At 71.2% G+C, this 26663-nt stretch carries 22 protein-coding genes; 10 read left to right on the forward strand and 12 right to left on the reverse strand.

The genetic code is table 11. The annotated features are described in order from the left end of the window. Positions 1-108: 108 nt before the first annotated feature. Together AB0C19_RS26305 and AB0C19_RS26310 are read left to right on the forward strand one after the other, a co-directional pair. The gene (locus AB0C19_RS26305; RefSeq protein WP_357189558.1) at positions 109-687 is read left to right on the forward strand and encodes a sigma-70 family RNA polymerase sigma factor; all 579 of its coding nucleotides are present in this window, start codon (positions 109-111) and stop codon (positions 685-687) included. Between the two features lie 107 nt (positions 688-794). Further along, positions 795-1256, forward strand: a complete 462-nt coding sequence (locus AB0C19_RS26310) for a hypothetical protein (RefSeq protein WP_357189560.1) — start codon at positions 795-797, stop codon at positions 1254-1256. 84 nt (positions 1257-1340) lie between these two features. Here AB0C19_RS26310 and AB0C19_RS26315 read toward each other — a convergent pair whose 3' ends face one another. Together AB0C19_RS26315 and AB0C19_RS26320 are read right to left on the reverse strand one after the other, a co-directional pair. Continuing rightward, complete coding sequence (locus AB0C19_RS26315; RefSeq protein WP_357189562.1) at positions 1341-2189, reverse strand: hypothetical protein; 849 nt, start codon at positions 2187-2189, stop codon at positions 1341-1343. Continuing rightward, positions 2186-2701, reverse strand: a complete 516-nt coding sequence (locus tag AB0C19_RS26320; protein ID WP_357189564.1) for a SigE family RNA polymerase sigma factor — start codon at positions 2699-2701, stop codon at positions 2186-2188. The genes AB0C19_RS26315 and AB0C19_RS26320 overlap by 4 nt, the downstream gene beginning before the upstream one ends. Positions 2702-2902: 201 nt before the next feature. Here AB0C19_RS26320 and AB0C19_RS26325 point away from each other — a divergent pair, with 201 nt between their 5' ends. After that, positions 2903-3454 (forward strand): hypothetical protein, encoded by a 552-nt coding sequence (locus AB0C19_RS26325; RefSeq protein ID WP_357189566.1) that lies wholly within the window; start codon positions 2903-2905, stop codon positions 3452-3454. A gap of 33 nt (positions 3455-3487) precedes the next feature. Here the strand turns inward: AB0C19_RS26325 and AB0C19_RS26330 are convergent, their stop codons facing one another. After that, positions 3488-8950 (reverse strand): carboxyl transferase domain-containing protein, encoded by a 5463-nt coding sequence (locus AB0C19_RS26330; protein ID WP_357189568.1) that lies wholly within the window; start codon positions 8948-8950, stop codon positions 3488-3490. Positions 8951-9299: 349 nt separating this feature from the next. Here AB0C19_RS26330 and AB0C19_RS26335 point away from each other — a divergent pair, with 349 nt between their 5' ends. From AB0C19_RS26335 to AB0C19_RS26350, 4 genes are all read left to right on the forward strand, one after another. Further along, complete coding sequence (locus AB0C19_RS26335; protein WP_357189570.1) at positions 9300-10025, forward strand: hypothetical protein; 726 nt, start codon at positions 9300-9302, stop codon at positions 10023-10025. Beyond that, positions 10022-10555 (forward strand): phosphodiester glycosidase family protein, encoded by a 534-nt coding sequence (locus tag AB0C19_RS26340; protein ID WP_357189572.1) that lies wholly within the window; start codon positions 10022-10024, stop codon positions 10553-10555. Before AB0C19_RS26335 ends, AB0C19_RS26340 begins: the two co-directional genes overlap by 4 nt. Before the next feature lie 126 nt (positions 10556-10681). Then, a complete protein-coding gene (locus AB0C19_RS26345) occupies positions 10682-11779 on the forward strand; it encodes a winged helix DNA-binding domain-containing protein (protein ID WP_357189574.1) in 1098 nt (365 codons plus the stop codon). A gap of 222 nt (positions 11780-12001) precedes the next feature. Beyond that, positions 12002-12724, forward strand: coding sequence for a cellulose binding domain-containing protein (locus AB0C19_RS26350; RefSeq protein ID WP_357189576.1), 723 nt, complete (start codon positions 12002-12004; stop codon positions 12722-12724). Positions 12725-12779: 55 nt separating this feature from the next. Here the strand turns inward: AB0C19_RS26350 and AB0C19_RS26355 are convergent, their stop codons facing one another. The 4 genes from AB0C19_RS26355 to AB0C19_RS26370 form a co-directional block, all read right to left on the reverse strand. Further along, on the reverse strand, positions 12780-13577 hold the full coding sequence (locus tag AB0C19_RS26355) for an SAM-dependent methyltransferase (protein ID WP_357189578.1): 798 nt from the start codon (positions 13575-13577) through the stop codon (positions 12780-12782). A 128-nt stretch (positions 13578-13705) separates the two neighbouring features. After that, complete coding sequence (locus tag AB0C19_RS26360; RefSeq protein ID WP_357189580.1) at positions 13706-14362, reverse strand: response regulator transcription factor; 657 nt, start codon at positions 14360-14362, stop codon at positions 13706-13708. After that, the gene (locus tag AB0C19_RS26365; RefSeq protein ID WP_357189582.1) at positions 14359-15654 is read right to left on the reverse strand and encodes a histidine kinase; all 1296 of its coding nucleotides are present in this window, start codon (positions 15652-15654) and stop codon (positions 14359-14361) included. The genes AB0C19_RS26360 and AB0C19_RS26365 overlap by 4 nt, the downstream gene beginning before the upstream one ends. Positions 15655-15696: 42 nt before the next feature. After that, positions 15697-17664, reverse strand: coding sequence for a serine hydrolase domain-containing protein (locus tag AB0C19_RS26370; protein WP_357189584.1), 1968 nt, complete (start codon positions 17662-17664; stop codon positions 15697-15699). A 310-nt stretch (positions 17665-17974) separates the two neighbouring features. Here AB0C19_RS26370 and AB0C19_RS26375 point away from each other — a divergent pair, with 310 nt between their 5' ends. Beyond that, complete coding sequence (locus AB0C19_RS26375; protein WP_357189586.1) at positions 17975-18688, forward strand: hypothetical protein; 714 nt, start codon at positions 17975-17977, stop codon at positions 18686-18688. Here the strand turns inward: AB0C19_RS26375 and AB0C19_RS26380 are convergent. After that, positions 18685-20049 (reverse strand): serine/threonine-protein kinase, encoded by a 1365-nt coding sequence (locus AB0C19_RS26380; protein ID WP_357189588.1) that lies wholly within the window; start codon positions 20047-20049, stop codon positions 18685-18687. The genes AB0C19_RS26375 and AB0C19_RS26380 overlap by 4 nt on opposite strands. A 56-nt stretch (positions 20050-20105) precedes the next feature. On the opposite strand from AB0C19_RS26380, the gene AB0C19_RS26385 reads away from it, so the two are divergent. Together AB0C19_RS26385 and AB0C19_RS26390 are read left to right on the forward strand one after the other, a co-directional pair. Then, positions 20106-20654 carry an RNA polymerase sigma factor gene (locus tag AB0C19_RS26385; protein ID WP_357189590.1) on the forward strand — a complete coding sequence of 183 codons (549 nt, stop codon included), beginning with the start codon at positions 20106-20108 and terminating at the stop codon, positions 20652-20654. Positions 20655-20810: 156 nt separating this feature from the next. After that, positions 20811-22892, forward strand: coding sequence for a PQQ-dependent sugar dehydrogenase (locus AB0C19_RS26390; protein WP_357189592.1), 2082 nt, complete (start codon positions 20811-20813; stop codon positions 22890-22892). Between the two features lie 26 nt (positions 22893-22918). On the opposite strand, the gene helR is transcribed toward AB0C19_RS26390, so the two are convergent. The 4 genes from helR to AB0C19_RS26410 form a co-directional block, all read right to left on the reverse strand. Then, positions 22919-25054, reverse strand: coding sequence for an RNA polymerase recycling motor ATPase HelR (gene helR, locus AB0C19_RS26395; protein ID WP_357189594.1), 2136 nt, complete (start codon positions 25052-25054; stop codon positions 22919-22921). A gap of 154 nt (positions 25055-25208) precedes the next feature. Further along, positions 25209-25589: a YccF domain-containing protein gene (locus AB0C19_RS26400; RefSeq protein ID WP_357189596.1), complete on the reverse strand. Its 381-nt coding sequence runs from the start codon at positions 25587-25589 to the stop codon at positions 25209-25211. A gap of 49 nt (positions 25590-25638) precedes the next feature. After that, positions 25639-26253: an STAS domain-containing protein gene (locus tag AB0C19_RS26405; protein ID WP_357189597.1), complete on the reverse strand. Its 615-nt coding sequence runs from the start codon at positions 26251-26253 to the stop codon at positions 25639-25641. After that, a complete protein-coding gene (locus tag AB0C19_RS26410) occupies positions 26250-26579 on the reverse strand; it encodes an STAS domain-containing protein (protein WP_357189599.1) in 330 nt (109 codons plus the stop codon). The genes AB0C19_RS26405 and AB0C19_RS26410 overlap by 4 nt, the downstream gene beginning before the upstream one ends. Positions 26580-26663: the final 84 nt, after the last annotated feature.

A 26663-nucleotide genomic window follows, 5' to 3' on the forward strand; every position in this document is an offset into this window, starting at 1 on the left:
AACTTTTCCGGACCGGCCGGCGACCACCAGAGTGCGCGGCCGACCGGCGGCGTTCCGACGACGGATCTCGGCATGAAGGAGCGCCCGTGGCACACAGGACGGTGGTCTGTGCGGAACGGCGTCGCTGACGACGACCAGGTGACCCGGTGGGCGCGGGAGGCGGGCCAGGGTGATCGGCAGGCCGCCACGGCGTTCATCCGGGCACTACAGGACCAGGTCTGGCGGTTCCTGTCGCACCTGGCCGGGCCGGGAGAGGCCGACGACCTGACCCAGGAGACGTTCCTACGGGCAATTCGCAACCTGCCCGGCTTCGCCGGCCGCTCGTCGGCCCGTACCTGGGTCTTCACCATCGCCCGGCGCGTTGCAGTGGATCACGTCCGGACGGCGGTGGCCCGGCCGAGGCTGGCGTCGGTGCCGGACTGGCAGGCGGCGGCCGAGGCCGCCGGTGCGATCACCGCCGGTGCCGACGAGGGCGTGACCCTGCACCAGTTGATCGCCGGACTGACCCCGGAGCGCCGCGAGGCGTTCGTCGCCACCCAGGTGCTCGGCCTGTCCTACGCCGAGGCGGCGGACGTCTGCCAGTGCCCCGTCGGCACGATCCGTTCCCGGGTCGCCCGGGCGCGCGAGGATCTCGTCGCCGCCTGGCAGGCCGACACCCACCCGAGCCACGGGCGACGAACCGGCTGAGGGCACGTCCACCTTCCCGTCGGCCCGGACGCCGCGACGCGGGCCGCCGACGCCCCGCTCGGTCAACGGGATGGACGGGACGCACCGGGCTTCCTAAGATCACGCCGGTGAACACCGAACCTCTCCACGTCGCCGGCGTAGCTGGCCCGATCGTCATCGCCACCAAGGCGTTCTTTGGCCACCCTGCCGTCACCGTCGGCGGAGTGCCGGCCCCCAGGACGGGCAGACACTTCGCGTTGCCGACGGTGGACGGTGGTGTCGTCCAGGCCACGGTACGCAACGTCCTCGCCGACCCTTACCCGACCGTGGAGGTCAACGGTGTCAAGCACCGGACCGGGCCCTCCATGCCGATCTTCCTGCGCATCCTGGTCATGCTGCCGATCCTGCTGTTCACCGTCGGCGGCATCCTGGGCGCGCTGGTCGGGGCGTTGGGCGTCTGGGCGAACCTGACAGTCGCCCACACCCGGATGACAACCGCCGTCAAGGCGCTCGCCATGGTCGGCATCGGTGTCGGCACTGTCATCGTCTGGCTCGCCGTCGCCGTCGCGCTGAACGCAGCGCTCAGCTAAGAGCGCGCCAACGAGAACCAGTGGAACTGACGGCTCAGCGCTGGGCGTAGCGGGTTCCCGTTCATCGGTACGTGCGACGCCTGTTCAGGCTGGTCCCTGGTCGATCACCGCGAATCCGACGACGTCGCTGTCGCCCTCCTGGACGTGTACCCCGTTGAGCGAGTTGAAGGCGACGGCACCGGACGTGCTCTCGATCCGGTAGGTGCGTCGGCCCTCGCTGTCTCGCTGCTCGGTCTGGACGAAGCGGAAGAGTTGCCCCTCCGCCTCGGGGGCGCAGACGGCGACCACGAGGGTCGGCGGCCCGCCGGCGTTGCGGCGTACCCCCACGCACGAGTTGTCAGCGAAGGCGGTCCTGATCTGGTGACGGGCACCGACCGGGACAGGGACGAAGACGCTGCGCTCGGTCAACCGCACGTTGCCGACGACCTTGCCGTCAGTCCCGACGACGAGGTACGCCGGCGGCCCCGACTCCATCGAGAGGGCGACCTCGCGCGTACCCGAGAAGACGCCGCCGCCCGACGGCGACACACCCTCCCCGGACGGTGACCCCGGTGAGCTCGACGTGCTGTCCGGGGACGCCGTCCGCGAGCGGGTCGATGGGCCGGGTGGTGTCGAGGGTGACGTCGTCGCCGGTGTGGGCGGTGTCGCCGGTGTGGGGATGACGCTGACCGACGGTGTCGGTGTGGGCCCGATGACCGGTGGGTCGCGGTCCGGATCGGGACCAATCCCGGTGATCGCCGCGATGCCCCCGGCGGCGACTGCCACGACCGCGGCGAAGGACAGCATCACCTTCGTCGTGGTGCGACGCCGGGCCCGGCCCACGATCACGTTGGCCGAGGGCGCGTTGAACGAAAGGTGGCCGGTCTCGGCGTACGACCGCAGCATGAAACCGGTGACGTCGTCTCGACCGGGATCCGGCTCCGCGGGTGTCACGACGTGACCGCCTCTCCGTTCGACGTTTCGCTCAGATGTTCCGCCAGTTTCGCGCGGCCGCGGTGCAGCCACGACAACACCGTGCCCTGGGGTACGCCGAGGCTGGCGGCTATCTCTGCGGTCGGCAGGTCGGCGATGTAGTGCAGCACGATCACCCGGCGCTGCCGCTCCGGCAGCGTACGCAGGGCGGCGACGAGCGCCACGTGGTCCGGCTGGACCCCCGGCACGGGCGGGACGAGGGGCTGACGGCGTAACGCGCGGGCTGCGACGGTGAGACGGCGAAGCCGGTTGGTGGCGAGGTTCCAGGCCACCCGGCGCACCCACGCCACGGGATCGTCGTACGAGGAAATGTCGCGCCACTTCTGCCAGGCCCGCAGGAACGCCTCCTGGCTCACGTCCTCAGCCTCGGTCCGGTCACCCAGATATGCGTGTATCTGCGCGCTGACCCGGCCGTACCAGGTCTGGAAGAACCGGTCGAAGGCGGCACGCTCATCCGGCTGGTCGCCCGGCACGGCACCTCCTACGCTCGCGGATCACCCAACACAGACACACGCCGGGCCGGCCGCTGATTGCACCTGGCCCGCGTGCAATCGACAGGACCGCCGCGGTGTGTCCTGGATAGAGCTTTCCCACCCACCACCCTGGAGGAACTCGTGTTCCGTACCGGCCTCGTCACGACCGTCACCGCACTCACGCTCAGCACACAGGCATGCGTGGCTCCCGCGGAGGACGTCGTCGCCACACCTGCCGCGACCACGACGGCGTCCCCGTCGGCGCCGTCGACGCCGTCGAGCTCACCGGGGTCACCGTCCGGGGAGGGTGTGTCGCCGTCGGGCGGCGGCGTCTTCTCGGGTACGCGCGAGGTCGCCCTCTCGATGGAGTCGGGGCCGCCGGCGTACCTCGTCGTCGGGACTGACGGCAAGGTCGTCGGCAACGTGCGGTTGACCGAGCGCAGCGTCTTCGTCCCTGTCCCGGTCGGTGCCCGTCACCAGATCAGGACCGCCTTCGCTGACAACTCGTGCGTGGGGGTACGCCGCAACGCCGGCGGGCCGCCGACCCTCGTGGTCGCCGTCTGCGCCCCCAAAGCGGAGGGGCAACTCTTCCGCTTCGTCCAGACCGAGCAGCGAGACAGCGAGGGCCGACGCACCTACCGGATCGAGAGCACGTCCGGTGCCGTCGCCTTCAACTCGCTCAACGGGGTACACGTCCAGGAGGGCGACAGCGACGTCGTCGGATTCGCGGTGATCGACCAGGGACCAGCCTGAACAGGCGGGCCCCTGGTCAGCGCCACCCTGGCGTCATCCCAGGCGGGCCTCGATGGTCTCGATGATGCGCGGACGCAGCTCGGCGGCGCGGATGACGGCGTCCACCGACCCGACCTCGACGGCGCGGTGGATGTTGTGCACCCTGTCGAACTCCGCGGCCACCTCGCTGAGTTTCTCAGCGCGCACCGACGAACGCAGCTCGTCGAGCTCCGCTGTCAGCGCGGCGCGTTCGGTGCCGGCCGAGGCGGCGGTGCGGGCCTCCAGGTCCCGCACCCGCGAGTCGGCAGCCGTACGAGCGTTGACGTCGGCGGAGAACACCACGGCGGCGGCGGGTGCGCCACCCAGCACCGAGGCGAACGAGCCCTCCAGCGCCAGCACCGTCATGTTCGGGTTCAGCGCCTTCGAGAACACCACGAACGCACCGCCGTGGTAGCGCGAGATCACGCAGAAGACGATGGGCCCCCGGAAGTTGACGATCGCCCGGCCGATCTCGGCGCCGTACTCGAGTTGCAGCTTGCGCATCGACTCCGGTGAGCCGTCGAAGCCGGACAGGTTGGCCAGCACGACGAGCGGCCGGTTGCCGCTGGCCGCGTTGATCGCCCGCGCGGCCTTCTTCGACGAGCGAGGGAACAGCGTGCCCGCCGTGTAGGTGTCCGGCCCGTCGGTGGGCGGGAAGCCGTGCCGGGGCACCGACCGGGACTCGATGCCGAGCAGGCAGACCGGGATGCCACCGAGGTGGACGTCCTGCACGACGGCGGTGTCCGCGTCCGCCATGCCGGCCCAGCGCTCCAGCACCGGGTGGTCCTGGTCGGAGAGGGCCCGCATCACCGTTCGGATGTCGAACGGCTTCTTGCGGTCGGGGTTGGACTCGACGGAGAAGATCTCTCCGACGGTGGCGAAGGTGCTGCCCGCCACGTCGTGCGGGAAGCCGGAGATGTCGCGGTCGGTCGGGTCGGTGGTGACCGCGCGCCGGGGCGCGTCCTCGCCGGGCGCGACGTACGTGTGGTCGTAGTGCGCCATCACCACGTCCCGTGCGGCCGTCAGGTTCGGCGCCCAGTACTGCGCCTGCCCGTTCGGCCCCATCACCCGGTCGTAGCCGCCGATGCCGAAGTTGTCCTCAGCGGACACTCCACCGGAGAAGTCGAGCGACTGCTTGCCGGTGAGCACCATAGCCGAGTCGGGCGTCATCACCAGGATGCCCTTGGTGTGCATGAGCATCGTCGCCTCGGCGTTCCAGTACGGCTGCGCACCGACGTTGATGCCGGCGACCACGATGTTGATCTCACCGCCGGCCTGCGTGAACTCGACGATCCGCTTGAGCGCCGCGGCCACCCAGTCCATGTTCTCAGTACCGGAGGTCATCGAGATCCGGGCCCCGGCGGACAGCGCCCACCACTCCAGCGGCACCTGCATCCGCTCGGCCAGGTCCAGTGCGGCGATCACGCGCCGGCACTCCGGCTCCGACAGGGCGCCCAGCGACTTCGTCGGGTCGCCGAGCAGCACCACCCGGGTGACACCCTGGGGGTAGCGCTCGGTCGGCGTCGTGACGACGCCGGCGACGATGGCGGCGCTGTTGCGCCCCTTCGGCCGGTCCACCGGCACCAACGCGTGGCCGGCGTCGAGGTCGTGCTCGACGAAGTCGCCGAGCCGGCCGGTCAGCTCGTACGGGTACACGGTGTTGCGGCTGCTGGCCCGCAGCACCTTGAGCCGGTACTCGTCGAGCGGCTCGATCGGCTCGACCGGCGGCTCCCCGACGGCCAGTTCGGCGCCGCCCGCGGCGTCGAACGAGATCCGTACGGCGATCTTGGTCAGCTCGCCGGTCCGGCGGTCGCGCTGGCGCGCGATGAACAGGATCTCCTCCAGGCCGGCGCCCGCTGTCGTCGGGCGGACCCGCCCGGCGATCATCTCCATTTCCTCGCGGGTCAGCTCGCTCGGCGGCCACACGTAGACCACGATGCGGTTGGTGTTGAAGCGCGTCTTCGACGGCCGCCGCGACTGGGCGCGGCGGATCGAGTCGAGGCAGGCGGCGATGGCGTCCTCGGTCGTCGGCAGCGCGACCAGACGGCCGTCCTGCTCGCGAAGCTCGGTCAGGTCACGCACCTGCGCGAACGCGACAAGGCGCTCGTCGGCGCGGTTCTCCCGGGCCACGCACTGGAAGAGGTAGACCTCCTCGTCCGACGACGGCAGCCGGGTCAGATCGAACTTGTGCAGCCGCTCCAGCTGCATCCTCTGCGCGATGTACGGGTGCAGCCCACGGATCAGCCGGTCCTCGGTCAACTGGGCGCCCGACGGGCGGAAGGTGAAGTGGTGGTGCATCACCGCCCCGCCACGACCCGCGACGGTGGTGGTGACCCGACGGACCTGGGGCGGCAGCGGGTGCGCGGCGATGACCTCGGCCAGCACGGCCGCCATCGCGTCGAAGTCCTCCGGCTGGTTCTCCCAGCCGAGGTAGATGTCGGCGTCCACGGCGTCCTCGCCGGTGGCCAGCTCGGCCAACCCACGCAGGGCGCTGCCCAGCGCGTCGAAGCTGACCGCGGCGGAGACCACGCTGGAGTCGGCGCGCTCGGCGACCACGAACGTGCAGCCGGCCACCTCGCGGGTACGCACGCTGGTGAGCGACCGGTTGCCGTAGTACCGCCGGGTCAGCACCTCCAACATGACCGCGTTGTCGAGGTGGTCGCGGACGAGCCGCTGGCCGAGCAGCCGGACCAGCGGCTCGGTGCTGCGCACCATCTCGGCGATGCGCTCGGCGCGGTCCGGCGCGTCCGGCTGCGCGTCGAGGTGCCGCAGGTGCCCACGGACCTCGGCGTAGACGCGGGCGCGGTTGCGGCGCAGCAGCGGCTGGGCGAACCAGGCGAACACCACGCCGCGGGCGAGGTCCGCGACCACTGGGAAACGGACCTGCGTCGCGGCGATCAGCCGCTCCAGCGCGAGGCCGGCCGGCTCGCGCAGCGTCTCGTCCGGCGGAGTCTCCCGCAGCCACGCGCGCAGCAGCGCCGCGATGACCTGCGCGTCCGCGGAGGCGCGCTGCTGGGCGAGGAAGATCCGGAAGACGGCGGCTTCGAGGGCGGGGGTGCGGTCCAGGTCGGTGACGCCGTACCGGCCGAGAGCCTTGCCGAGCCTGGTCTGGAAGGCGTCCGGCAGCCCGGCCCGCTCGACGTCGAGGCTCTGCAGGTAGGTGTGGAAGTACTCCCGGGCGCTGTGCACGTGCGCGGCGCCGCCGTCCTCGCCCGTCGGCCGGTTGCGGCTCAGCTCGGCGAGATCGGCGAACACCTCGATGAGGTCGAGTTCGGCGGCCAGGGGCCGCTGACCGGCTTCGGTGGCCGTCCGCCGCGCGGTGAGGTAGTCGTCGAGCACCCGGCGGTCGTCGTGCGGGTCGACGTCGAAGCCGAGCAGCAGACCCCGCAGGTCCTCCTGGCCGCGCCTGCTGCGCTCGTACGCCGGGATGTCCGCGTCGGCGGTGGGCAGGTCCAGTTCGACGGTCTCGGTGCTCGGGTCGTCGGTGGTCTCCTCGGCGTCGTCCGCGAGCGGCTCGAGGCGCAGCAGCGGCGCACCTGCCTCCACCTGGCTGCCCACCGACACGGCGCACTCCTTGAGCCGCGCCTTGAACGGCGCCCGCAGCACCGTCTCCATCTTCATCGCTTCGAGCACCAGCACCGGCGCGCCCGCCTCGACCTCCGCGCCGACCTCCAGCGGCGTGGCGACGACAAGCGCGGGCATCGGGGAGCGCAGGACACCACCCTCGTCCCGGCTGACCCGGTGCGTCACGCCGTCCACCTCGACCAGGTGGGTCGGCCCGTACGTGCCGGTGAGCAGGCGGTAGCGGATGCCGTTGACGACGATCTGACCGGTGTGCCTGTCGAAGCGGTCGAGTTCGACGTCGGCGGTGCGCACGACGGGCCCGGTCTCGATGCCGACCCGGAACCTGTGCGCGCCGACCCGCGCCACCCGGGTGCGGTAGCCGACGCCACGCAGCTTGAGGTCCAACGGCCGGCCGCTGGCGTGCTGTACCTGCGGGCGCCCACCGGCCGCTGTCGACAGCAGCCGCTGCCGTTCGACGCGCTCCTCTTCCTCGTACGCCTCGATGGCGGCGGCGGCCAGGGCGACAGCGGAGTGGCGGTGGGTGACGAGGCGGCCCTCGCCGCGGACGCGGTCGATCCAGCCGGTGTCCGCGCTGGCGTCGATCACCTCGGGCTGGTCGAGCAGGTCGAGCACGAAGCTCTTGTTCGTCGCCCCGCCTTCGATGATCACCGTGGTGTTCGCCATCGCCCGGCGCAGCTTGCCGAGCGCCTCGTCGCGGTCACGGCCGTACGCGATGATCTTCGCGATCATCGAGTCGAAGTCGGCCGGGATGGTGTCACCCTCGCTGACGCCGGTGTCCACCCGGATGCCGGGGCCACTGGGCAGGTCCAGCCGGGCGATGCGGCCGGGGGACGGCGCGAAGTCGCGGTCGGGGTCCTCGGCGTTGAGCCGCGCCTCGATGGCGTGCCCGCGCTCGGCCGGCGGCGCACCTTCGAGTCGCCCGCCGGCAGCGACGTGCAGCTGCGCCTTTACCAGGTCGAACCCTGTGGTCAGCTCGGTGATCGGGTGCTCGACCTGGAGGCGGGTGTTGACCTCCAGGAACGCGAACAGCCGGTCCCCGGGGTGGTAGAGGAACTCGACCGTCGCCGCGCCGCGGTAACCGACAGCCACGGCCAGCCGCTCGGCCGACGTCTTCAGTTCGGCGGCCTGCGCCGGGTCGAGCACCGGCGACGCCGACTCCTCGATGACCTTCTGGTTGCGCCGTTGCACCGAGCAGTCGCGGACGCCGAGCGCCCACGCGGTGCCCTGTCCGTCGGCGATCACCTGGACCTCGACGTGCCGGGCACCGGTGACCAGGCGCTCCAGGAACACGATGCCGCTGCCGAACGCCCGTGCCGCCTCCTGGCTGGTGCGCTCGTACGCGTCGACCAGCTCGGCCTCGTTCCTGATCACGCGGATGCCGCGACCGCCGCCGCCGGCGGTCGCCTTCAGCATCAGCGGGTAGCCGACCTCGGCTGCCGAGGCCTGGGCGGCGGCGAGGGTCTCGACGGCGCCGCGGCTCCACGGCGCGACCGGCACACCGACCTTCTCGGCGATCAGCTTCGAGCCGATCTTGTCGCCGAGTTGGCGCATGGCGTCAGCGCTCGGCCCGACGAAGGTGACGCCGATCTTCTCGCACAGCTCGGCGAACGCCGGGTCCTCGGCGACGAAGCCCCAGCCGACCCACGCGGCGTCGGCACCGGTCTCGGTCAGGGCGCGCTCCAGCACCGCCAGGTTGAGGTACGGGCGGGCGGACGCCGGGCCGAGGTCGTAGGCGATGTCCGCTTCGCGGACGAATGTGGCGTTGCGGTCGACATCGGTGTAGAGAGCCACGGTTTCGAGCTGGATGCCGGTCTCCGCGGCCAGCTCGCGGACCGCGTGGATGAGCCGCATGGCGGCTTCACCACGGTTGACGATGGCGACACGGTTGAACACCCGAAGAACCCCTTAGCTAGACCTCGACCTGCGTGCCGGGAGACGACGGCCTCCCAGCAGTGATCACCTTTCCGCGTGGCGGCGGCCAGCGCTATGGCGCAACCACCGAACCCACCGTCCCTCAGTTGTAGGAAGTGCACAAAACTTTTTGGCACCCCAGGGGACACGCCGGCCTGCTCCGGCCACTCCGGCAGTTGATCAAGACGGTGCGGGCGGTTCACGTCCGCAGCCTCCCGTGTTCACCCCCGAGTGATCGGCTGACCAGGAAGATCATCGCCGGTCCGGTCAACCGCCGGCCCGGCTCGGCCATCCCGGCCCAGGCCAGGAACGCACCAGGAAAGGAGCGGCAATGAGGTCACCGCACCTCGTACGCCCACGTCTGGCGCTGCTGCTCGCGGCGGGACTCACCGCGCTCGTCACGCCGACCGGCGTCGCCCACGCCGCGACCGCCACGGTACCCGCGACGGGCACCCCGATCACCATCACCTCGACCGCGCAACTCGCCCCCGGCGTCACGTACGGCTCGTTCGAGGTGTCCACGCCCCGGGGCGTCACCGTCGGTTATCTGCTCACCGCCGACCTGAAGAAGAACAAGGTCTCCCTGGACCTGCTGCACCCCGCCGCTGTCGCGCAGCGCCAGGTCGTCTCCGCCATGACGAACGACCAGGGCGCCATCGCCGGCGTCAACGGGGACTTCTTCAACAACAGTGAGACCCACACCGGCGTCACGCCCACCTACTCGTCGTCCGGCCCGGAGATCGCCGACGGCGAGGAGCTGAAGTTCGCGGTGCCGACCGCGCAGCGTTTCGGCCCCGGCCTGGCCCCCGGCACCTCGACCCGGGACGTGTTCGGCGTCGGCGTGAACGGCAAGGCACGCGTCGACACGGTGAGCCTGGACGGCGAGGTGCGCAGCAGGAAGGGCACTATCGCGCTGGGCGGCCTCAACCAGTACGCGCTCCGGTCGACGGCGTCGGCCTGTTCACCGCCGACTGGGGGACCGCCTCCCGGGTCCGGTCCACCTGCGGCACCGACACGAGCCGCAGCGACCCGTGCAGCACCCACACCTACGAGGTGACAGTACGCGACGGCGTGGTGACAGCGGTCGGCCCGACGCCCGGTGCGGGCGCGATCCCGGCCGACACCCAGGTGCTGGTCGGGCGCGAGGGCGGCGCGGACGCACTCGACGACCTCGCCGTCGGTGACCGGGTGCAGGTGCGCGAGAAGCTCGAGTCCGCCGGCAAGCCGAAGCTGACCTTCGCGGTCGGTGGCGCGCCGATCCTGCGCGACGGCGCGCCGTTGGCCGGTCTGGACACCAAGACCGCCGCGGTACGCAGCGCGGCCGGCGTCAGCCCCGACGGTCGGACCGTGTACCTGGTCGCCCTGGCCGGCCGTGCCCCGGCCAGCGCCGGGTTCACGATCGCCGAGCTGGCCGACCTGATGCGCTCGGTCGGCGCGGACGCCGCCGTGAACCTCGACGGCGGCGGGTCGAGCACTGTCGCCGTCCGCGAGCCGGGCCAGGCCGCGGCCACCGCCCGCAACAGCCCGTCCGACGGTACGGAGCGTCTGGTCGCCAACGGCATCGGCATCTTCGTGGGTAAGCACTGATCGGTTCACCCGCTCGCATTCGCCCCGCCCGGTGCCACCGGACGGGGCGAATGCGCGTACCCGAGACGGTCGGGCACCCAGACTGTCGGCCCCGGGTCAGATAATGACGCCGGCCGAAAGGACCCCATGACCATTCTCGACAGCCGGGCGCTCAACCGCGCGACGCTCGCCCGGCAACTGCTGCTCGACCGCGCCGACCTGCCGCCGCTCGACGCCGTCGCCCACCTCGGCGGCCTCCAGGCCCAGGAGCCGCAGGAGCCGTTCATCGGGCTGTGGTCGCGGCTGCGTTCGTTCGACCCGACGGTGCTCTCGACCCTGCTGACCCAGCGACACGTGGTTCGTACCCACCTCATGCGCCGCACCGTCCACCTGCTCGTCGCCGACGACGTCGTGGCCTGGCGCCCCCGTCACGACGCCATGCTGCGCCAACGCGTGCTCGGGGTCTACCGCGGCGAGCTCGACGGAGTGGACCTCGACGAACTCGCCGCTGCCGCGCGGGCGGTGGTGGCCGACGGTGAGCCCCGCTCGATGCCCGAGATCGGGCGGGCGCTCGGCGAGCGCTGGCCGACGCCGGGGCTGCGGGTGCTGGGCGAGATCGCTGTCGCGCTGCTCCCGATGACACAGGTGCCGCCGCGCGGTGTGTGGCGGGCGAAGGGAGGCGCGCGCTACGTCCTGCTCTCCGCGTGGCTCGACCGGGAGATCGCCCCGCCGACCGCGGCGGACACCGATCCCGTCGGCCAACTGCTCGTCCGCCGCTATCTGGCCGCGTTCGGTCCGGCGGCCACTGCCGACCTGCGGGCCTGGTGCGGCCTCGCCGGACTGCCGGCCGTGGTGAACGCCATGCGGGACGAGTTGGTGACCTTCCGCGACGAGCGTGGCCGGAAGCTGATCGACCTCCCCGACGCGCCGCGCCCCGACCCGGAGACACCCGCCCCGGTGCGGTTCCTGCCGGCGTTCGACAACGCGATTCTCGGCTACGACGACCGCAGCCGGATCATCGACGACGCCCACCGTGGCCTCTCGGTGGCCGGCGAGCGCGTGGTGCTCGTCGACGGCCGGGTCGCGGCGACCTGGACCGTCGAGTCGGAAACGGTGACCGTCAACCCACTGCGCGGCTTCTCCCGAGCTGACCGGGTCGCCGTCACCGAGCAGGGGCAGGCCCTGGCGGCCTTCCTCTCCGACAACGAGAGCGACCGGGTGCGGGTCGGTTCGTCTCCCCACTGAAGGGCCGACAGGTTCGGGATCGCCTTGCATCGATGTTCGTCGACTGCGATGCTGTGGTCGGTCGTGCTCGGGAGCCAGCGCGCACCACATTTTCTCCGGTCCACGGGGCGCACGCGGTGGCCACGTCACCCGTGCCGGGCGGCCCTCGTCGGTGACCGGAAACCCGAGCGCGGCACCGTCCACCCCTCGGTCATCGGTGCCCGGTCCCCACCGGAGGTACCGATGCTTCGCATGTTCCTTGCCGTTACGACAGTGACGCTCGCCGTCTGGGGCGGGGCGAGCGGCACCACAGAGTCGACGCCCCCGCCCACACCACTGCCCTCGCCCACGATCGCCTGCCCGCCGGCCCTGCCGATCAGCGCCAGCGTCACCGGGGTCACCACCACGAGCCTGACCGTCTCGTACTTCATCTTCTTCCGCCCACCCTGCGGCTACGACCCGCCAATGACCGTCAGCCTCTTCACCAGTCGGGAAGACGCCCAACAGTGGCGGGCGGCGGTCGCCGAAAGTGTCTCCGGGCCGGAGCGCAACGGTGCGGTGACCATCGACGGGCTCACGCCCGACACGGAGTACTGGTACCGGTTCACCGACGTCGACGGAAGACGCGATCCCTATGTGATCGCCTCGGCCCGGACCGCCTCGCTGGCCTCGTGCCGTGCCACGGCCACGATCGATGCCCGCTGGGGCAGCGGCTTCGTCGCGACGGTAACGGTCCGCAACACCGGGACGCTTCCGCTGGACCAGTGGCGCGTCTCCTGGACGTGGTCCGGTGACGAGCAGGTCCAGACGGCCTGGGGTGGGGTGGCCGAGACGGTCGGCTCCGACGTCACAGTTCGCAACGCCTCCTACAACGGGACGCTGGCGCTGGACGGGGCTACCACGTTCGGTGTGCTCGCGACGACCAGCGCGGTGCCGGACGGCCTGACCCTGACGTGCGCGCGGTGAACGACGTCCGCCCCGCTCCGGCGCGATGGCGGGAGCGGGGCGGACGTCGTTTCGGTCAGGGCTTGCGGGCCACAGCGCCGTAGGCGTCGATCCCGACGGCGTCGGAGTCCTCCGGTCGCCACAGCGGGATCGGCACCAGGCCCGGCTCCACCATCGTCAGCCCGTCGAAGCAGCTCGCAAGCTCCTCCGGGCTGCGCAGGATGTACGGAACTCCGCCGCTCTGCGCCAGCCGGTCGGCACCCGAGACCACCGCTGGGCTGGTGTTGGTGCCGTCCCAGAGCACCAGGTGCGAGCCGGACGGCATCACGTCCATAGTGCGTCCGACGATCGAGCGCACTACGTCCAGGTCGGGCTCGTAGCCCATCACGCCCATGTACATCACGGCGATCGGCTGGTCGAAGTCGAGCGTCTGCGCCGCCTCGGCGAGGATCTTCTCCGGGTCGTGGTAGTCGGCCGGGACGTAGGTGGTGACACCCTCCGACGTCGTGCTGGCCAGCAGTGCCCGCGCGTGCACCAGCACCATCGGGTCGTTGTCCACGTAGACGATCCGCGAGTCGGGCGCGACGCCCTGGGCGACCGCGTGCGTGTTCTGCATGGTGGGCAGGCCGGTGCCGATGTCCAGGAACTGCCGGATGCCCGCCTCGGCAGCGAGGTAACGCACGGCCCGCACCAGGAACACGCGCGACTGCTGCGCCATCAGGACGATCTCCGGGTAGACCTCGGCGACAGCGTCGCCGGCCGCCCGGTCGGACTGGAAGTTGTCCTTGCCGCCCATCCAGTAGTTCCAGATCCGTGCCGCGTGTGGCACGTCGGGCTGAAGCTTCGCGGCGAGTTCGGGGTCCGGGCCGGCCATGCCTGGCTCCTATCGAGGGGTCGTCAGCTGGAGGTCACCACAGCGGTACGCCCGGATCGTACTCCGGCAATGTCCACTCTCGACCGGGGGTGGACCCACCGCCGCCAGGCAGGGGACCAGGGTCGCTGTCACCGGTGGACCACCCCGTTCTGGTACGCCCACACCACGGTCTGTAGTCGATCCCGTGCGCCGATCTTGGCCATGGCCCGCCCGAGGTGCGACTTGACAGTGCTGGTCTCGATGAAGAGCCGCTCGGCGATCTCGACGTTCGACAGGCCCTGTGCGAGCAGCTCCACGATCTCGGTCTCCCGCGCGGTCAGCTGGTGCGCCGCCGCCGCGTCCGAGCGGGGAGCGGGCGTACGCCTGGCGAACTCCGAGATCACCCGACGGGTGACGGCCTGGTCGACGAGGCCGTACCCGCTCGCCAGGCGACGGATCGCCTCGATCAGCTCCTCGGGCTCACAGTCCTTGAGGATGAAGCCGCTGGCGCCGGACTCCAACGCGCCGAAGACGTACTCGTCGAGGTCGAAGGTCGTCACGACCAGCACCGCCGGTGGCGTCCCGGTCGCCTCGGCGACGATCTGCCGGGTCGCGGTGAGCCCGTCGCCGTGCGGCATCCGGACGTCCATGCAGATGACGTCCGGTTGCAGCCGGCGGGCCAGCTCCACCGCGGCGGACCCGCTCGACGCCTCCGCCACGACCTCGATCTCGCCGGACTGCTCCAGGATGACGCGGAAGCCGGCCCGGACGACGGCCTGGTCGTCGACGAGCATCACTCTGATCATGCGGGGGCCTCTTCCTTCGGACGGAACGCGGCGGGGCCGCTCGTCGGGAGTGTCGCGGCGACCGACCAGCCGCCTGCCGCCGTCGGGCCGGCGGTGAACGTCGCCCCGATCAGCTGGGCGCGCTCACGCATGCCCACCAGGCCGACGCCACCGGTCCGTGCCGCCGGTACGCGTCGCGGCGTGGCGGGTTCGTTCACCACCTCCAGCGACACCGAGCGGGGCTCGAAGCGGAGCGTCACCCGCGCCGCAGCGCCGGGGGCGTGCTGGCGGGCGTTGCTGAGCGACTCCTGCGCGATCCGGTAGAGCGCGACGTCGGCGATCGGCGGCACCTCGCGTTGCTCGCCCTCCCGGACGAACTCCACAGGGCCGGCGAGGTTGCCCGCGGTGCGGACGAGGTCGTCGAGCATGCCCAGCCCCGGCACCGGGGCGGCACCGTCGCCGCCCTCGTGCCCGGGCCTGCCGCGCAGCACACCGACGACCAGGCGCAGGTTGTCCAGGGTCTCCTTGCCCTGACTGCGGATCCAGGCCACACCGGCCTTCGCTGCCGCCGGGTCCCGGTCGATCAGCCGCTCGACCGCCGCCGCCTGCACGACCATGCCGGAGAGGTGGTGCGCGGCGACGTCGTGCAACTCCCTGGCCATCCGGGAACGCTCGGCTCCGATCGCCGCCTGGACCTTCGTGCGTTGCTCCCGGATCGCCTCGTCCGCCCGCACCCGGACCAACTCGACGTAGCGCCGATAGGTGGCGACGTAGCCACCGACGAATGTCGCGCCGGCGTAGGTCAGGGCGCTCGCCGAGACGTACGCGACGGCCGTCAGCAGATCCGGTGTCACCACGACGGCCGCCCCGATCGACTCCGCGACCACTACCGCGCCGACGGCCAGCAGGGCACGGCGAACCGGCAGCAACGACCCGACGGTGTACGCCACGACGAACAGTGCGAGGCCCCGGATGGTCGCCTCGGGCAGGGAGAAGCCGATGATGGGCAGTTGGAGGCCGACGACGAGTGCGAGGCAGAGCAGTGGCCGGACCCGACGCAGGCACAGCAGCATCGCCTGCGCGCAGCAGATGGCGACGAGCAGCCAGGCCCGCGCCCTGTCGAACGACACCCCGTCCTCCGGTGCAACGAACCAGAACAGCGCGGTGAGCAGTACGAACGTCAGGACGGTCAGCGCCGCGGCCAGCAGGCAGTCCCGGTGGAACACTCCGGTGACCCCGAGCCGGGTGAGCCGGCCGTCGAGCCACTTCGTCAGTCGTCGTGTGCCGAAATCGGTGTCCGTGTGGTCCCTCATGCGGTGCGCATCCTTGCTCCGGATCGTCCCGGGTCGGGCGGGTCAGTAGGAGATGCTAGGCGCGAGCAGGTGGAACTCCACGGCGAACCAGCCCGTGCCCGCGAGAGCCAACAGGATCAGGCCGCTGCCGGCGATCCGCCGCCAGCCGACGTGGCGTCGCACGTCGTCGACGAGCCGGACCGCGGCGGGCAGCACTCCGAGCAGACCGACCAGTTGCAGCACCTGAATGGTGCGCAGGACAGGCCCGGGAACGTCCTGAAGGCTCATGATGCTGCCGATGCTCAGCACCCAGCCGGCGAACGCGAGCAGCGTGCCGGCGACGGCGAGGCGGCTCAGGATCCGCGCGGTACGCCCCGCCCGCTCCCAAGGAGCACTGCCCGACCGACGGCGGACGATCGCGCCGACAGGCCAGGACAGGACGGCGAGCAGCAGCACGACTGTCGACAGGGCCAGCACCGGAACGGCCACAGTGGAAGCGCGGGCCGACTCGACGGGTAGCAACGCGAACGCGGAGTCGAAACTGATCGCCTCGACCCGGTCGTCGGTGGCCCGCATGGCGATCGTGCGCTGCCCGCCGACCTCGCGCCAGACCCAGGGCGCCACCTCCTCGTAGATGGCGGGGGAGTCCGACAGCGGGCCCGGCTCCACCAGCAACCGGTCACCGTCGGCGACGCTGACGGTGGTTCGACCGACCAGGCCGATCGCCGTCAGGAAGTTGCTCTGAATCGCTCGCGAGGACTCGTACGTGCCGACGGCCAGCGCTGCGTGCTTGGCGGTGGTCGCCGGGTCCACGCCGACGGTCGGCTGGTCGTCGCGGGCAGGGAAGTAGCGGTCGGCGAAGCCGTTCACTATCGACTCGCGAAGCTCGTGGCTGTCGAGGGCGCCGGAGCCGTTGCTGTTGAGGGACAGGAAGATGCCGGCCCGGTCGTCGGGGTAGATCTGCAGGTGGGAGTGGAAGTACTTGGTGTCGCCGCCATGGCCGAGGATCCGGTGGCCGTTGCGGTCCTCGGCGAAGAATCCGAGGGTCATCCGGGGCCCGTCGGCCAGCGTGCCCAGCGACGTCGCGTCGAGTGCCGGCCGCTGCATCAGCTCACGGGTCGGTTGGTCCAGCAGGGGCGCGAAGCCCACCGGCTCGCCGAGCTGGGCGAGCATGAATCGCGCCATGTCCGTCGCGGGGGCGCTCAGCGCACCGGGCGGGGGCGTGCCGACGATCTCGAACGGCGCGGCAGGCCCGGCGGAGGTGTCGTACCCGTTGGACATCCGGTCGCCCAGCGCCGCCGGGAGGGGCTGCGCGAAGGTCGACGACGGCATGCCCGCGCGGTCCAGGACGTTGCGTTGGACGTACTCCTCGAAGCGCGTCCCGCTGACGCGTTCGACGATGTAGCCGGCGAGCGCGTTGCTGTAGTTGGAGTACGCGGGGACGGTGCCCGGCTGGTAGATCTGCTCCGGTGGGTCGGTCATCAGGGCCCTGCGGAGGTTCAGGTCGCCGCCGTCGGTGCCGATGAGGCCGGCGATCCGCTCCTCGAACCCGGCGGTGTGCGTCAGCAGGTGCCGCAGTGTGACGGCCCGCTCGTAGCGCAGCGGCAGTTCGAAGTCGAGGTACGTCGTGACGTCGGTGTCGAGGTCGAGCTTCCCGCTCTGCACGAGTTGCAGCACCGCGGTGGCGGTGACGAGCTTCGACACCGATCCCATCCGGAACAGGTGCCGGTCCGGGTCGACAGGTACGGCCGCGTTCCCGCCGGCGCCGGTGTCGGCGTACCCGTACCCCCGGGTTGTGAGGATCTTGCCGTTGTTCACGACGGCGACGGTGGCTCCCGCGATGCCGGTACGGTCGAGCGCGGCTGGCAGCAGGCCGTCGAGCCAGGCGTTGACGTCGGTGTCGGTCAGGGCGGAACCCGTCCCGCTCGCTGCGGCGGGTGCCGCCGGAGCGCCGATGTGCGGTGCGGGATTCTGCGGGGGCGCGCCGCAGCCGGCCGCCCCCACGGCGAGAACGACAGCGGTCGCCAGCACCGCGCCGAGTCGGACGACAGGCCGCGCGGGACGGGGTGGGAGAAGAGAGAGTGGGCGCATTGTCTGCCAGTGCCTTCCCAGGCGAACGGGTGTCCGGAACAGGTCCGTAAGGCGTCACCCGATGCCCTGGGACAAGCCTGTTCGAGTGATCGCCCCGAGCCATCCGGCGTGAGACGGCAATGCGCTTACGACTTGAGGAGGAGGGGCGGGTGCACCGATGGTGGGCGGAGGTGCCGCCCCGGTCGCGTGAACCATCGCCCGTACCGGTGCATCGAACTCTGTGACAGATCCCGCGGAGGAAGGACCACCCATGCGCGGCAACCTGCTCGTCGGTGCGATGCTCACCCTGACGTTCGTCGCCGGTTGCACGTCACCGGTGAAACGGGTCGGCGGCGACGCCGGACCCGCCGGCTCTCCGTCCACCAGCGCGAGCCCGCCGAGCCCGTCGGTGTCGAGCGCTCCGGCGACCGGCAGCGCCGGCCCGAGTGCTCCGGCCACCCGCAGCGCCACCCCGGGTGCTCCGGCCACCCGCACCTCCGGGCCGGCCGCGCCGGTGAGCGAGATCAGGCGAACCGACTGGCCCAACGCGGTGATCCGCGATCTCAGATTCTGCGGCGAGTCCGACGACTTCGTGGTGTTCCGGAACGGGTCGAACGGCTTCGACATCCCCTGCCGAATCCTGCCGAACGGGGCGCGGCCGGTGTATGCCGAGTTCGTCACCGAGGAGCCAGCGAACGCGCCGTCGACCGAGGACGCGCTCGTCCTCGTCGAACTGGGCAACCCCGACGCCGCACGGCGGCAGGCCCTCGTGCCGGTTCAGCTCTCGTACGACGGCCGAGAGCGGCAGGCACGGCCGATCATCCTGGGCGACAATTCCAGCCCGTCCGGCGACCGGGTCATGACGTTCGTCTCGTATCGGGTCGTGGGCGAGACTGTGCAGGCCACTGTCCGCAAGCTCGATGGAGGCACCGAGACGCGTCGGTGGCGCAAGGTCGACTTCCCGGGGAACTGGGAACGGTACTAGCGTTGAGTGACCCTCGACGTGTCCACCCGCAAGGTGCCGAGGATCTCGTCGGTGCGGTCGACGCCGTCGGTCTGCTTGACCTGGACGTACACGCCGAAGGTGCCGGTGGCCGCGACCAGTGTGACCTCGCTGAACGACGTCTGCGCGCCACCGCATCGCGCCCAGTGGCGGACGGTGCCACTGAACGCGGCGGCGGTGACCGCCCGGCCTGCGGCGGCCGTGCACCCGCTGTGATCGGGCAACGCCGGCTGCTCCGCTGCGCGCAGCCCGGGGCTCACTCCCACGAAGACCCCCGGCGTCGCGCTGTCGACATCGGACCAGACGCTGAGATCCGCCCCGACGAGCAGGCCGGGGCCGCGCCCGTCGGCGAGGCCGATCACCGCCGGGTCCCAGCCGCCGTCGCGCAGGTGCCGCGCCCAGCCGTTGGGAACGGCCACCGAGACAGCGCCGGTCGTGTCAGCCACCCGGGTCCAGCCGTGCGGCGCGGTGGCGGCGGTGGCGGATCCGGCCATGACCAACGTCGCGGTCACTGTGCCGACGGCGGCGAGGAACCGGCGGATGCGCCGCGGCGGCGGGCGGGCCGCCAACTGCCGGCTGGCGAGCAGACCCTCCAACGCGGCGGCGTACGCGGCCGCTGTGGGCCAGCGGCGGTCCGGATCGCGATGCAGGGCCCGGCGGACGGCGCGCTCGACGGCGGCGGGTGCGCGGGGTGCCGCCGTCACCGGCTGCCCGGGCGGCGAACCGGTCAACATGTGGTGCGTCAGCGCGCCGATCGCGTACACGTCGGCGCGCACGTCGATCCCTCCGCCGGGGACGAGCTGCTCGGGCGCCATGTAGGCGGGCGTGCCGGCGACCACTGTGAACCCGGACGCGTGCGCGAGCGTCTTGGCCAGCCCCAGGTCGGCGACCAACACCCGGTCACCGGCCGGGGTGGGGTCGAACAGCACGTTGGACGGTTTGAGGTCGCGGTGCAGCACGCCGCTGTCGTGCAGGACCGCCACCGCCCTGGCGATGTCGGCGGCGATCCGCAGCGCCGCGCGCACCGGCATCGGGCCGCTGCCCAACCGGTCGGCGAGCGTGCCGCCGGCGGCGTACGTCATCACCAGGTACGGCCGGCCGTCGGGCAGCTCGCCGATGTCCAACACCCGGACCAGGTGATCGGAGTCGACCTGCCGCATGAACCGGGCCTCCTGGCGGAAGCGCCCCCGGATGTCGGCCCGCTGCGACCAGTTGTCGGCGAGCACCTTCACCGCCACCGGCGAGTGCAGCTCGTCGTCGTACGCCAGCCACACGGTGGCGAACGCACCGGCGCCGACGGGGCGCGCGATGCGGTACCGGCCAACCTGCGGCGGGATGGACACGATCGTATTATCCGGGGACCGGGACTCCGGTGACGCCCACGAGCGGGGGAGCGCGGGTGGCGAAGGAATCTGACACCGAGGAACTGGCGAGGCGCGCGGCGGCCGGCGACAGCGCCGCACTTGACGCGTTGCTGGCCGCGATCGGTCCACGGGTGCTGGAGCAGTGCGGGCGGTTCCTGCCCTGTCGGCAGGACGCGGAGGAGGCGGCGCAGGACGCGTTGTTGCAGGTGGCCCGGCACATCCAACGGTTCGAGGGGCGGTCGCTCTTCTCCACCTGGTTGCACACGGTGGTCGCCAACTGCGCCCGCCAGACCTACCGGTCACTGCGGCGACGAGCGGCGGAGCGGTCCAGCGCGCTGCTGCCCGTCGAGGTGGCCGACCCCCGTACGACGAGCGTCATCGCCGGATCGCGCCTCGATCTGCTGGACGCGCTGGACCGGCTGGAGGCGCACCGGCCGGAGCTGGCGACGGCCCTCGTGCTCCGCGACCTGTGTCAGCTCGACTATCAGGAGATCGCCGGGCAGTTGGGTATTCCGATCGGCACGCTGAAGTCCAGGATCCATCACGCCCGTCGGTACGTCCGGGAGGCGTTGCGGGGTAGTTGAGCGATGCGTACGCCGATCCGTGGTTTTGCCCCCGATCGGCGGACATCGTTTGACATGTGCGGCGATCGCATCTTTGATGGTCGATGTGTCTGTTCGGCGTGGTCGGGCGCGTGGTCGTCTGGGTGGGCCGGTCGATGCCCTGAGCCTGGAGGACTGATGCGAGTCATCGCGCGGAGAAACCCACGACGCCCACGACGGCGGCTGTTGCCGGTGGCGATGGCGGCGGTGACGCTGCTGAGCCTGGCCGTCGGTGTGCCGGCGGCCGCCGCGGCGCCGTCGACAGTCGTTGGCGTGGCCAGCGGCCGTTGCCTGGACGTCGTCGGCAACGTCAGAACCGCAGGTGCCGGCATCAACATCTACGACTGCAACGGCCAGGCCAACCAGGCGTGGACCTTCACCTCAAGTGGTGAGCTGCGGATCTACGACGACACGATGTGCCTGGACGTGGTCGGCCAGGACACCACCGCCCCGGCCGCGGCGCAGATCAACGGCTGCACCGGCGGCGCCAACCAACGCTGGCGGATCACCACCTCCGGGACCATCGTCGGGGTCCAGTCCGGCCTGTGCCTGGACGTGTCCGGCGCGGGCACCGCCAACAGCACCACAGTCGGTCTCTGGACCTGCAACGGGCAGTCCAACCAGCGGTGGACGACATCTCTCGGCAGCACCGACAGTCAGCCGCCGACGGCGCCGGGTAGCCCACGGGTCAGCGGCCTGACCTGCAACTCGGTGACGTTCGCGTGGAACGCCTCGACGGACAACGTGGCGGTGGCCTTCTACGACATCTACCACGACGGCCAGCTGATGACGTCGGTGAGCGGCACGACGCTCTCCACCAACCTGACAGTGGTGGCCGGGGCTACCTGGGGCTTGTACGTCAACGCCCGCGACGCCGCCGGCAACGTGTCGCAGGCGAGCGCCACCGTCTCGATCACTCCGCCGCCCTGTCAGGCCGACAGCCAGCCACCGACGGCGCCGCAACAGCTCACCGGCACCGCGTCGGGCACCACTGTGACGCTGCGCTGGACCGCGTCGACAGACAACATCGGGGTACGGGCGTACGACATCTACCGGGCCGGCGCGAAGGTGGGAACGGTCACCGGCGCGCCGCCGGCGACCACGTTCACCGACAGCGGTCTGGCGGCGAACACCTCCTACCAGTACTACGTGGTGGCTCGTGACGCGCAGGACAACGCCTCGTCGCGCAGCGGCACCGCGACGGTGACCACCGGTGCGGCGTGCGCCAACCCGGTGTGCGGGGTGCGACAGGTCACCACCGACACCGACATTCCGTGGGGCCTGGTGACGTTGCCCGACGGCAGCGTCCTCTACAACCGCCGCGACGCGCACGACATCATCCAGCTCAACCCGACCACCGGGGCCAAGACCAACCTGGGCACGGTGCCGAACGTGCAGAGCACCGACGGTGAGGGTGGCCTGTTGGGGCTCGCCATCTCGGCCAGCTACTCCAGCGACCGCTGGCTGTACGTCATGCACACCTCGCCGAGCGACAACCGCATCGTCCGGATCAGGCTGGAGAACGGGCGACTCAACACCGCCAGCGAGCAGGTCCTGCTCAGCGGCATTCGGCGTAACAAGTACCACGACGGTGGTCGCCTGCGGTTCGGCCCGGACGGCAAGCTGTACGCCAGTACCGGCGACGCCCAGAACGGCAACTACGCCCAGGACCGGTCCAGCCTCGAAGGCAAGATCCTGCGACTCAACCCGGACGGCACCGTCCCCTCGGACAACCCGTTCGGCAACTACGTGTGGAGCTACGGCCACCGCAACCCGCAGGGGCTGGCGTTCGACTCGCAGGGCCGGCTGTGGGAGCAGGAGTTCGGCAACTCGGTAATGGACGAGACCAACCTGATCACCAAGGGTGGAAACTACGGCTGGCCGGCGTGCGAGGGCACCAGCGGCGCCTGCGGTACGGCCGGGTTCATCGCGCCGGCACGTACCTATCCGACTGCCGAAGGGTCCTGCTCCGGCATCACGATCGTGCGGGACGCGCTCTATGTGGCCTGCGCCCGAGGCGCTCGGATGTACCGCGCGGTGATCAGCGGCAGCAGCCTGACGAACGTGCAGACGTACTTCAGTGGCACCTACGGTCGGTTGCGGACGGTGGAGCCGGCTCCCGACGGAGGGCTGTGGCTGACCACCACCAACGTCGGTGACAAGGACAGCACCCCGAACAACAGCAACGAGAGGATCCTGCACGTCACGCTCGGCAACTAGACCCCGATCGATGTGCGGCAAGCCCCTCAGCCGCTGGTCAGGAGCACTAGTTGCTGGGTGGCCCGGGTCATCGCGACGTAGCGGTCGACCGCCCCCGAGATACCGGTGCCGAACGTTTCCGGGTCGACGAGGACGACCAGGTCGAACTCCAGCCCCTTGGCCTGCTCCGGGCTCAGTGACCGGACCCGGGCCGTGGGCGGGAAGGTCGGGTCGCCGATGACGCAGGCGATCCCGTCGGCGTGCGTGGCGAGCCAGGTGTCGAGGATCGTCAGCAGGTCGGCGACCGGTCCGTGGACGACGGGAAGCCCGTTGCCGCGGATGGAGGCCGGTACGTTGGCGTCGGGGAGCACGGCCCGGATGACCGGTTCGGCCTGCGCCATGACCTCCGCTGGCGTCCGGTAGTTGATGCCCAACGACGCCACTGTGACCTGGTCGAGCCCGATCCGCTTGAGGCGTTCCTGCCACGACTCGGTGAACCCGTGCCGGGCCTGGGCGCGGTCTCCCACGATGGTGAAGCTGCGCGACGGGCAACGCGTCAGCAGCATCTGCCACTGGGCGTCGGTCAGCTCCTGCGCCTCGTCCACGACGATGTGCGCGAACGGGCCGGCCAGCAGGTCCGGGTCGGCGTCCGGCAGCGCGGACTCGTCGACCAGGACCTCGCGCAGGTCGGGTTGGCGCAGCATCGCCAGCAGACCCTCGCCGTCGTCGTAGGTGTCGGCCGCGAGCAACTCGTCGACGACCCGGGCCATGTGCTCGCGTTCGACGGCGGCGGCCGGGTCACGTCGGCGGGTGCGCCCCGACCCCTCCGCGTCGCCGAGCCGCTGCCGCGCCGCGTCGAGCAGCGGCAGGTCGGACATGGTCCAGGCCCGGGGTTCGTCGCGTTGCAGCTTGCGGACCTCCTCGGGGCTGAGCCACGGCGCGCACCTGCGCAGGTACGCGGGCACCGACCACAGGTCACCCACCAGATCGGCCGCGTCGAGCAACGGCCAGGCTCTGTTGACAGTCGCCCGCAGCTCCCGGTTACGCAGCAGCGAGTCGCGGAGCACGTCGTCCGGCTCCTCGCCGTCGTACCTGTCGATGAGGATGGTCAGCAACTCCTCCCAGATCTCCTCGCGCGCCTCGTTGTGCGGGGTGCCCGGGCCTGGCGCCTGGAACGCGTCGGCCCAGTCGTCGGCACTCAGGCGGACGTCGGAGTCGCCGACCGGGACCGTCATCGGGGCGGTCGGTGGGTCCTGGTAGAACCGGACGGCGGCGTCGATCGCCTGGACCAGTTCGGCCGAGGACTTCAGCCGGGCCACGTCCGGGTCGGTGTCGGCGGTTGCGGTGGCCCCCTCGGCGACGAGGTCGCGCAGGGTGCAGGTCTGCACGTCCTCCTCTCCGAGGCTGGGCAGGACGTCGGCGACGTAGGCCAGGTAGGGCTGGTGCGGCCCCACGAAGAGCACCCCACCCCGGCGCTGACCGAGGCGCGGGTCGGAGTAGAGCAGGTACGCGGTGCGGTGCAGGGCGACGACGGTTTTGCCGGTGCCCGGACCGCCGTCGACCACGAGGGCGCCGGCCGACCCCGCCCGGATGATGGCGTCCTGGTCCGCCTGGATCGTGCTGAGCACGTCGCGCATCCGGGCCGACCGGGCGCTGCCCAGACTGGCGATGAATGCGGACTGGTCGTCGAGCGCGACGGCGTGCCCCACGAATCCGTCCGGGGTGAACACCTCGTCCCAGTAGTCGCTGATCCGGCCGCGGGTCCAGCGGTACCGGCGGCGGCTCACCAGGCCCATCGGGTTGGCATGGGTCGCGCCGAAGAACGGCTCGGCGGCGGGTGAGCGCCAGTCGAGCAACAGCCGCCGACCCGTGCTGTCGGTGAGACCGCGACGTCCGACGTACACGGGCTCGGGGTTGTCCGCCTCGACCACGTGGCCGAGACACAGGTCCAGTCCGTAGCGGCTCAGCGAGCGCAGGCGGGCGGTCAGCCGGCGGACCTCCTCGTCCCGATCGACGGCCTGTCGGCCCTTGCCGCCGGGCGCCCGACGCGCGGTGTCCAGACGGTCGGACAGCTCGGCGCTCAGCTGCGCGAGGCCCTGTGCCATGGCCGCGAAGTGCCGCTCGTCGTGGGCGATGAGCGCCGGGTCGGCCTTGGGGGCGCGGTGGTCGGGAAGTTCGAACACTGAGGTAGGCAAGGAATCCAATTCATGACTTCCATTTCGGCAGAATTTGGCCTCGGCCGACGATTCTGCGTCATAAACGGGGTCTTGCCGCAAGCCCCCCAGTGCGGTATAAGTTAGAAGTGGCGGGAGACCGGGTGTCTCCCGTTTTCCGTGTTCAGTGCACGTCGACGACGTCGCGGCCGAGGGGCCAGAACGCGGCCGGCACGAGCTTGAAGTTGGCGATGCCGAACGGGATCCCGATGATCGTGACGCAGAGGGCAATGCCCGCGACGATGTGGGAGAGCGCCAGCCACCATCCGGCCAGCACCACCCAGAGGATGTTCGCCAGGCCGGAGCCGACGCCCGCGCCCGGCTTGGGCACCACTGTGCGGCCGAAGGGCCACAGCGAGTAGACCGCGAGGCGCAGCGACGCGACGCCGAACGGGATGGTGATGACCAGGGCGAAGCAGATCAACGCGGCGATGCCGTAGCCGACCGCCAGCACGAGGCCACCGCCGAAGACGAGCCACAGCACATTCAGTACGAAACGAATCATTACTCCAGCATGAAACATGCTCGCCACCCGGTTGGCTCGCCCAGTGCCCTCAGCGGGGAACGGCCACCGCGTGGGCCTCGGGGAGGGTCCTCTCGCTACCGTCGGCGAGCTGGGCGAGGGCGTCGTCGCGGCTGTCGAAGATCGGGAAAGCCCCGTCCAGACGCATGGTGTGCAGGACGGTGCGGATGAATCGCGACGGCGCGGCGAGGCAGAGTGTGACACCGCGTTCGCGGGCATCACGGTGGGCGCGCACGAGCAGACCGAGGCCTGTCGAGTCGATGATGTGCACCCGGCTCAGGTCGACCACGACGTGCCCGCCCACCTCGGCCACGTGCCGCAGGGCCGTGCGCAGGTTCTCGCCGGTGTCGAGGTCGATGTCACCAGCGGCGGCGATGACTGTCGTGCCGTCGAGGTGGTCGATGCCGAGGATGCCGCCGGGACCGTGGTCGTCGCGTGACGCGTGGCCACCGGTCGAGGCGGGCAGGAGGCTGCAGTGCGGGCAGCGGTGCGGCCCGGTGGCGAAGGGGGAACCGCTCCAGCCGTGCTCGGCCACCAGGGTCCAGACGACCTCGGCGTCGGGGAGCACGCAGGCGGTGCCGCGGATGGTCTCGCCGCAGGTGTCGCAGATCAGGGTCATCAGATACTCGTCCGGGACGACGGTCATGCTGCTGGTCCTTCCTCGCTCACGATCGAGAGCACCTGATCCAGGCGGGTGATGTGCAGGATGCGCCGTACCCGGGGGTTCGGATCGCGGACGGTGAGGGCCGCGTCGGCGCGAGTCAGCCTCCGGTGCACGTCGAGCAGCAGGCCGATGGCGGCGGCGTCGAGGTGCCGGCAGTCGGACAGGTCGAGCACCACCTGTGCGGGGCGCAGTGCCAGCAGTCGGTCGAACACCGCGCTGACCTCCGGCAGGCAGGCCAGATCGAGTTCGGTGACGCGAACCTCGACCAGCGGCAGCGTGTACCGCGCGGGCAGCACCGGCGTCGCCATTGCCGTACCCCTCTCTCCTCGCCCCTTCGCTTCCTCTCCACCGTGCTTCGCGGGGTTGGCGGTCACTGCAAGGCTCTGTGACAG

It is taken from the genome of Micromonospora sp. NPDC048842, from assembly GCF_040649935.1.
Taxonomy (GTDB): domain Bacteria; phylum Actinomycetota; class Actinomycetes; order Mycobacteriales; family Micromonosporaceae; genus Micromonospora; species Micromonospora hortensis.

Coding starts and splice junctions, on each gene's coding strand:
- AB0C19_RS26410 (WP_357189599.1), bottom strand. CDS start 26,579: ATGGCGACGCCGGTGCTGCCCGCGCGGTACACGCTGCCGCTGGTCGAG.
- AB0C19_RS26355 (WP_357189578.1), bottom strand. CDS start 13,577: ATGGCCGGCCCGGACCCCGAACTCGCCGCGAAGCTTCAGCCCGACGTG.
- AB0C19_RS26350 (WP_357189576.1), top strand. CDS start 12,002: ATGCTTCGCATGTTCCTTGCCGTTACGACAGTGACGCTCGCCGTCTGG.
- AB0C19_RS26405 (WP_357189597.1), bottom strand. CDS start 26,253: ATGACCGTCGTCCCGGACGAGTATCTGATGACCCTGATCTGCGACACC.
- AB0C19_RS26365 (WP_357189582.1), bottom strand. CDS start 15,654: ATGAGGGACCACACGGACACCGATTTCGGCACACGACGACTGACGAAG.
- AB0C19_RS26390 (WP_357189592.1), top strand. CDS start 20,811: ATGCGAGTCATCGCGCGGAGAAACCCACGACGCCCACGACGGCGGCTG.
- AB0C19_RS26345 (WP_357189574.1), top strand. CDS start 10,682: ATGACCATTCTCGACAGCCGGGCGCTCAACCGCGCGACGCTCGCCCGG.
- AB0C19_RS26335 (WP_357189570.1), top strand. CDS start 9,300: ATGAGGTCACCGCACCTCGTACGCCCACGTCTGGCGCTGCTGCTCGCG.
- AB0C19_RS26400 (WP_357189596.1), bottom strand. CDS start 25,589: ATGATTCGTTTCGTACTGAATGTGCTGTGGCTCGTCTTCGGCGGTGGC.
- AB0C19_RS26360 (WP_357189580.1), bottom strand. CDS start 14,362: ATGATCAGAGTGATGCTCGTCGACGACCAGGCCGTCGTCCGGGCCGGC.
- AB0C19_RS26375 (WP_357189586.1), top strand. CDS start 17,975: ATGCGCGGCAACCTGCTCGTCGGTGCGATGCTCACCCTGACGTTCGTC.